Origin of the sequence: Nonomuraea basaltis, from assembly GCF_005893125.1 — a bacterium.
Classification (GTDB): Bacteria; Actinomycetota; Actinomycetes; order Streptosporangiales; family Streptosporangiaceae; genus Nonomuraea; species Nonomuraea basaltis.
This window is the reverse complement of sequence record NZ_VCJS01000450.1, coordinates 1-3,921: the sequence shown is the minus strand read 5'-3', so window position 1 is coordinate 3,921 and position 3,921 is coordinate 1. Positions and strand designations below refer to the sequence as shown.

The following is a 3,921-nucleotide window of genomic DNA, read 5'->3' as shown; positions in this document are numbered from 1 at the left end:
CAGGTGGGGGCCTCCATGGCCGCGATGGTGCTGGCCGTGCTGGCGGTGCTGGCCTTCGGCGCCAAGGTGTACGAACGGGCCGTGCTGCGGACGGGCGCCCGGGTCAAGCTCGGCGACGTGCTGCGCGCGAAATAGATGGACGAGATCAGGCGGGCGCGCCGCCACACCTGGGTGGCGCTGGTGTCGGTCATCGCCGTCATGTGGGTCTGCATCTCCCTCGTCAGCGCGATCGAGTTGGGCGAGGGCAGGCTCCAATGGTGGCGCTTCGTGCCCGCGCTGATCGCGGCGGCCGGCTTCACGTGGCTCTGCACGCGCCTGATCAACGCCATGCTGGACCGCCGCTACCCCACCAGGCAGGTGGTGGTGGCGGCGGCTCTCGCGGTGGTCACGGCCGGCATGGGCGGGGCCGAGCCGTTCGGCTGGGGGTGGGCGCTCATCGCCTGGCTCTCCATCGCCACACTGTGGATCTCCAGGCGCAGGGTGATGGTGCTGGCGTTCGGCACGTTCGCGGCCGGCATGGCGCTCGGCGCGCTCTCCCTGGCGACGGGGGCGGGCATCGTGACCATCGACCTGGGGGTAACCGAGGCGCTGTTCTCCTACGCCTTGTTCTACGGTCTCATGTGCGCGGTCGCGCCGCCGTCCAACCGGATGTTGGTCTGGATCTTGACGCTGGCCGTGCAGGCTCATGAGGGCCGTGAGGCGCACACGCGGCTGGCGGTGGCCGAGGAGCGGCTGCGCCTCGCCAGGGACCTGCACGACCTCGTGGGGCACCAGCTGTCCGCCATCGCGGTCAAGACCGAGCTGGCGGTGCGCCTGTCGGATGTCGACCAGGGGGCGGCCAAGGCCGAGATGACCGAGATCAACACGCTGACCAGGAAGGCGCTGCGCGAGCTGCGCGAGGCCGTTCGCGGCTACCGCGACCTTGACTTGGCCGCCGAGCTGAATAGCGTGAAAGGTGTGCTCGAAGCGGCCGGTGTCCGCTGCGAGGTGCATCTTCCGTACCGCGATCTGCCCGACGGGGTGGCCCCTGTGTTCGCCTACGCGGTACGCGAGGCGGTGACCAACGTGCTCAAGCACAGCACCGCGACGTTCTGTGACATCACGCTCCGCTTCACCGATCAGGAGGCGGAGCTGCGCGTACGCAATGACGGGGTGGCCCGGCGGCAGGCCGCGGATCTGGGGAGCGGGCTGGCGGGCATGGGGGAGCGGATGGCCGCTGTGGGCGGCGAACTGGCCGCCCACCCGACGGACGACGGAGAGTTCCTGCTCACGGCGGTCGTGTCACTTCCTCTACGTGGGTAGGAGAGTCATGCAGCGGGGTTTCACCTCGGCGAGTGCTACACGCAGAGGGATGACTGCGCTGTGAGCGTGATTGAGGAGGTGGCATGCGCGTCCGGGGCAATCCGAGGGCTCAGGTGGTGCGGATCGGGGCCAGGCTCGACGCCGGCACGTCGGCGGGGGTTCGCGAGCGGCTGCACAAGGCCCTCGACTCCGGTGAGGGCGATCTGATCCTGGATCTCTCCAAGCTGGAGATGATCGACGCGACCGGTCTCGGGGTGCTGGTGGGCTCGCATCGGCGCGCGCTGAGCGTGCAACGCCGCCTCGTTCTTCGGGGGGTGCCACCGCGGATCATGCGGATCCTGGCGGTGACCCGGCTGAATCGGGTGCTGCACGTGGAGGTTCCGGCGGCCGCGGTGGCCTGAGGTGACATATCGGAGCGGGCGACGATCAGCCGTTGCCCGCTCTTTCCTGGCTTAGACAAAATGTAGATTACGGATGGCGCAGATCTGCCAGCTATCGCACTGAATACAACTCCGAATGGAGATTTATCCGCTGTCCGCGGAGCGCGCGAGGCGGGCTCCCTCATGACATCGTCTTGGGGTTGCCCAGGCTGCTGATGAAGATGTGCACGGCCACGTCGACGAGTTCGTCGATCGTCGGTTGATCGTCCGTGAGCAGCCATTCGATGAGCAACTCTTGTAGTGCCCCAATTACACTGAGTGCCACGAGCCGCCGATTCAACGGTGCGGCCTGCGGGAAATCGGCCGAGGCTTCCTGGATGAGCCGGGCGAAGGCATCCACGGCCCGCTGTCGCGACAGTGTCAGGACATCTCCTGACCTGCGGACCTCCACGTGCATGATGCGGGCCCGCCGCCAGTCGGCGGTGGCGAACTCGATATAGGCGCGAATCCCCGCTTTGACTCTTGCGTCAAGCGTGTTCGGCGCCTCCTGTAACGCTTTGGCCACGACGGCCAGGCTTTCCTCCACACAGCGCTCGTGCAGCGCCTGAAGGAGCTCCTCCCGGCCGCCGAAACATTCGTAGAAGGCGCGGTTCGAGATCCGCGCCTCCGAGCACAGCCTTTCGATGGTCGTCGCCGCGAAACCCGGCTTCGCGTATAGCGTGTACGCGGCCGTCATCAGCCGCTCGCGTCTGTCCGCCAGCCTTTGCTCAGCCGACATTCCCCGGTACGACCGGTTCACAATCCACCCGTCCAACATGATCGTGGCCCCCAGAGCACACAATTATGGACGGATGATCGGTTTTGGGAAAGGGTAAGAAGATTAACTTTTACGTCGGCCGTGCAAGAACGTGACAAGCCTGATCAGCCGCTCAAGGTCTGCGGGCCCTCTCGCGAACGACGTCAGGTTCATCCCGGGCATCGCGAAACGCTGCCGGGAGATCGCCTTGGGCCTGGCGAACTCGCGCAGGCCGTCGGCCCCGTGGATCCGCCCGAACCCCGAGTCGCCCACGCCGCCGAACGGCAGTGCCGGGACTCCGGCGAACGAGATGACCGAGTTGATGGCGGTCATCCCCGTACGCATCATCCTGGCCAATTCCATCGCCCGGCGCGCGTTCCTGGAGAAAACCGTGCCACCCAGGCCATAGGCCGAGGCGTTGGCCAGCTCGAGCGCCTCCTGCGCGTCGCGGGTGCGGCGGACGGTGATGGTCGGCCCGAACGTCTCCTCGCGTACCGCGGGGGAGTCCTCGGGCACGTCCTCGACGATCACCGGGTCCACGTACGGCGCCCGCACCGAGCCGGGGCCGCCCGTCACGATCCGGCCCGACTTGGTGGCGTCGTCGATGTGCCGCTTGATGATGTCCACCTGGCCCGGCATCGTGATCGGCCCGTAGTCCTCGCCGGCCTTCACCCTCGTCACCCGCTCGGACAGTTCGCGCATGAAACTTTCATAGACCGCATCCACCACGTAGACCCGTTCGACGCCCGCGCACGTCTGCCCGGCGTTGGACATGGCGCCCCACAGGCAGGCGTCGGCGGCGGCCTCCACGTCGGCGTCGGCGTCCACGATGAACGCGTCCTTGCCGCCACACTCGGCCACGATCGGCGTGAGGTTCTCGGCGCAGGCCGCCATGACTCGCTTGGCCGTGGCAGTCGAGCCGGTGAACGCGACCTTCCGCACCCGCGGATCGGCGGCCAGCGCCGCGCCCGTCTCGCCCAGCCCGGTCACGGTCTGGAACACCGGCTGCTCGGGCACCGACTCGGCGAACAGCTCCGCCAGCCGCACCCCCACGCCCGGTGTGAGCTCGCTCGGCTTGAACACGACCGCGTTGCCGGCCGCGAGCGCGTACGCGATGGAGCCCATGGGGGTGAAGACCGGGTAGTTCCACGGGCCGATCACCGCGACGACGCCGAGCGGCAGGTATTCCAGCGTGGCGGCCAGGTTGAGGCCGATCATGCCGGTCGACACCCGGCGCCGGCCCAGCACCTTCTGCGCGTTGCGGGCCGCCCAGTCGATGTGCGTGATCGCCAGGACGATCTCCAGCGTGGCGTCCCCCATCGGCTTGCCAGTCTCCTCATGGACGAGCGTGGCCAGCTCTCGGAGGTGCTGGGTGACGACGGCCTTGTAGTCGAGCAGCCGGCGCCTGCGCTCGGCGTGCCCCAGCCCCGCCCACCAGGCGGC

4 protein-coding genes are annotated in these 3,921 nt (G+C 68.1%); 2 read left to right on the top strand and 2 right to left on the bottom strand.

What is annotated here, in order from left to right; genetic code table 11:
* The first annotated feature begins 135 nt into the window (after positions 1-135).
* Positions 136-1,302, top strand: coding sequence for a sensor histidine kinase (locus EJK15_RS68095; RefSeq protein WP_138720740.1), 1,167 nt, complete (start codon positions 136-138; stop codon positions 1,300-1,302).
* Positions 1,303-1,385: 83 nt separating this feature from the next.
* Complete coding sequence (locus EJK15_RS68090; protein WP_138720739.1) at positions 1,386-1,703, top strand: STAS domain-containing protein; 318 nt, start codon at positions 1,386-1,388, stop codon at positions 1,701-1,703.
* A 160-nt stretch (positions 1,704-1,863) separates the two neighbouring features.
* On the opposite strand, the gene EJK15_RS68085 is transcribed toward EJK15_RS68090, so the two are convergent.
* A complete protein-coding gene (locus EJK15_RS68085; protein ID WP_240778127.1) occupies positions 1,864-2,499 on the bottom strand; it encodes a TetR/AcrR family transcriptional regulator in 636 nt (211 codons plus the stop codon).
* Positions 2,500-2,562: 63 nt separating this feature from the next.
* Positions 2,563-3,921: aldehyde dehydrogenase family protein (locus tag EJK15_RS68080; protein ID WP_138720737.1), on the bottom strand; the 1,359-nt coding region annotated here is incomplete at its 5' end.

Excerpts from the sequence above, each read along its gene's own strand:
- EJK15_RS68095 (WP_138720740.1), top strand. The coding sequence starts at position 136 with ATGGACGAGATCAGGCGGGCGCGCCGCCACACCTGGGTGGCGCTGGTG.
- EJK15_RS68085 (WP_240778127.1), bottom strand. The coding sequence starts at position 2,499 with ATGTTGGACGGGTGGATTGTGAACCGGTCGTACCGGGGAATGTCGGCT.
- EJK15_RS68090 (WP_138720739.1), top strand. The coding sequence starts at position 1,386 with ATGCGCGTCCGGGGCAATCCGAGGGCTCAGGTGGTGCGGATCGGGGCC.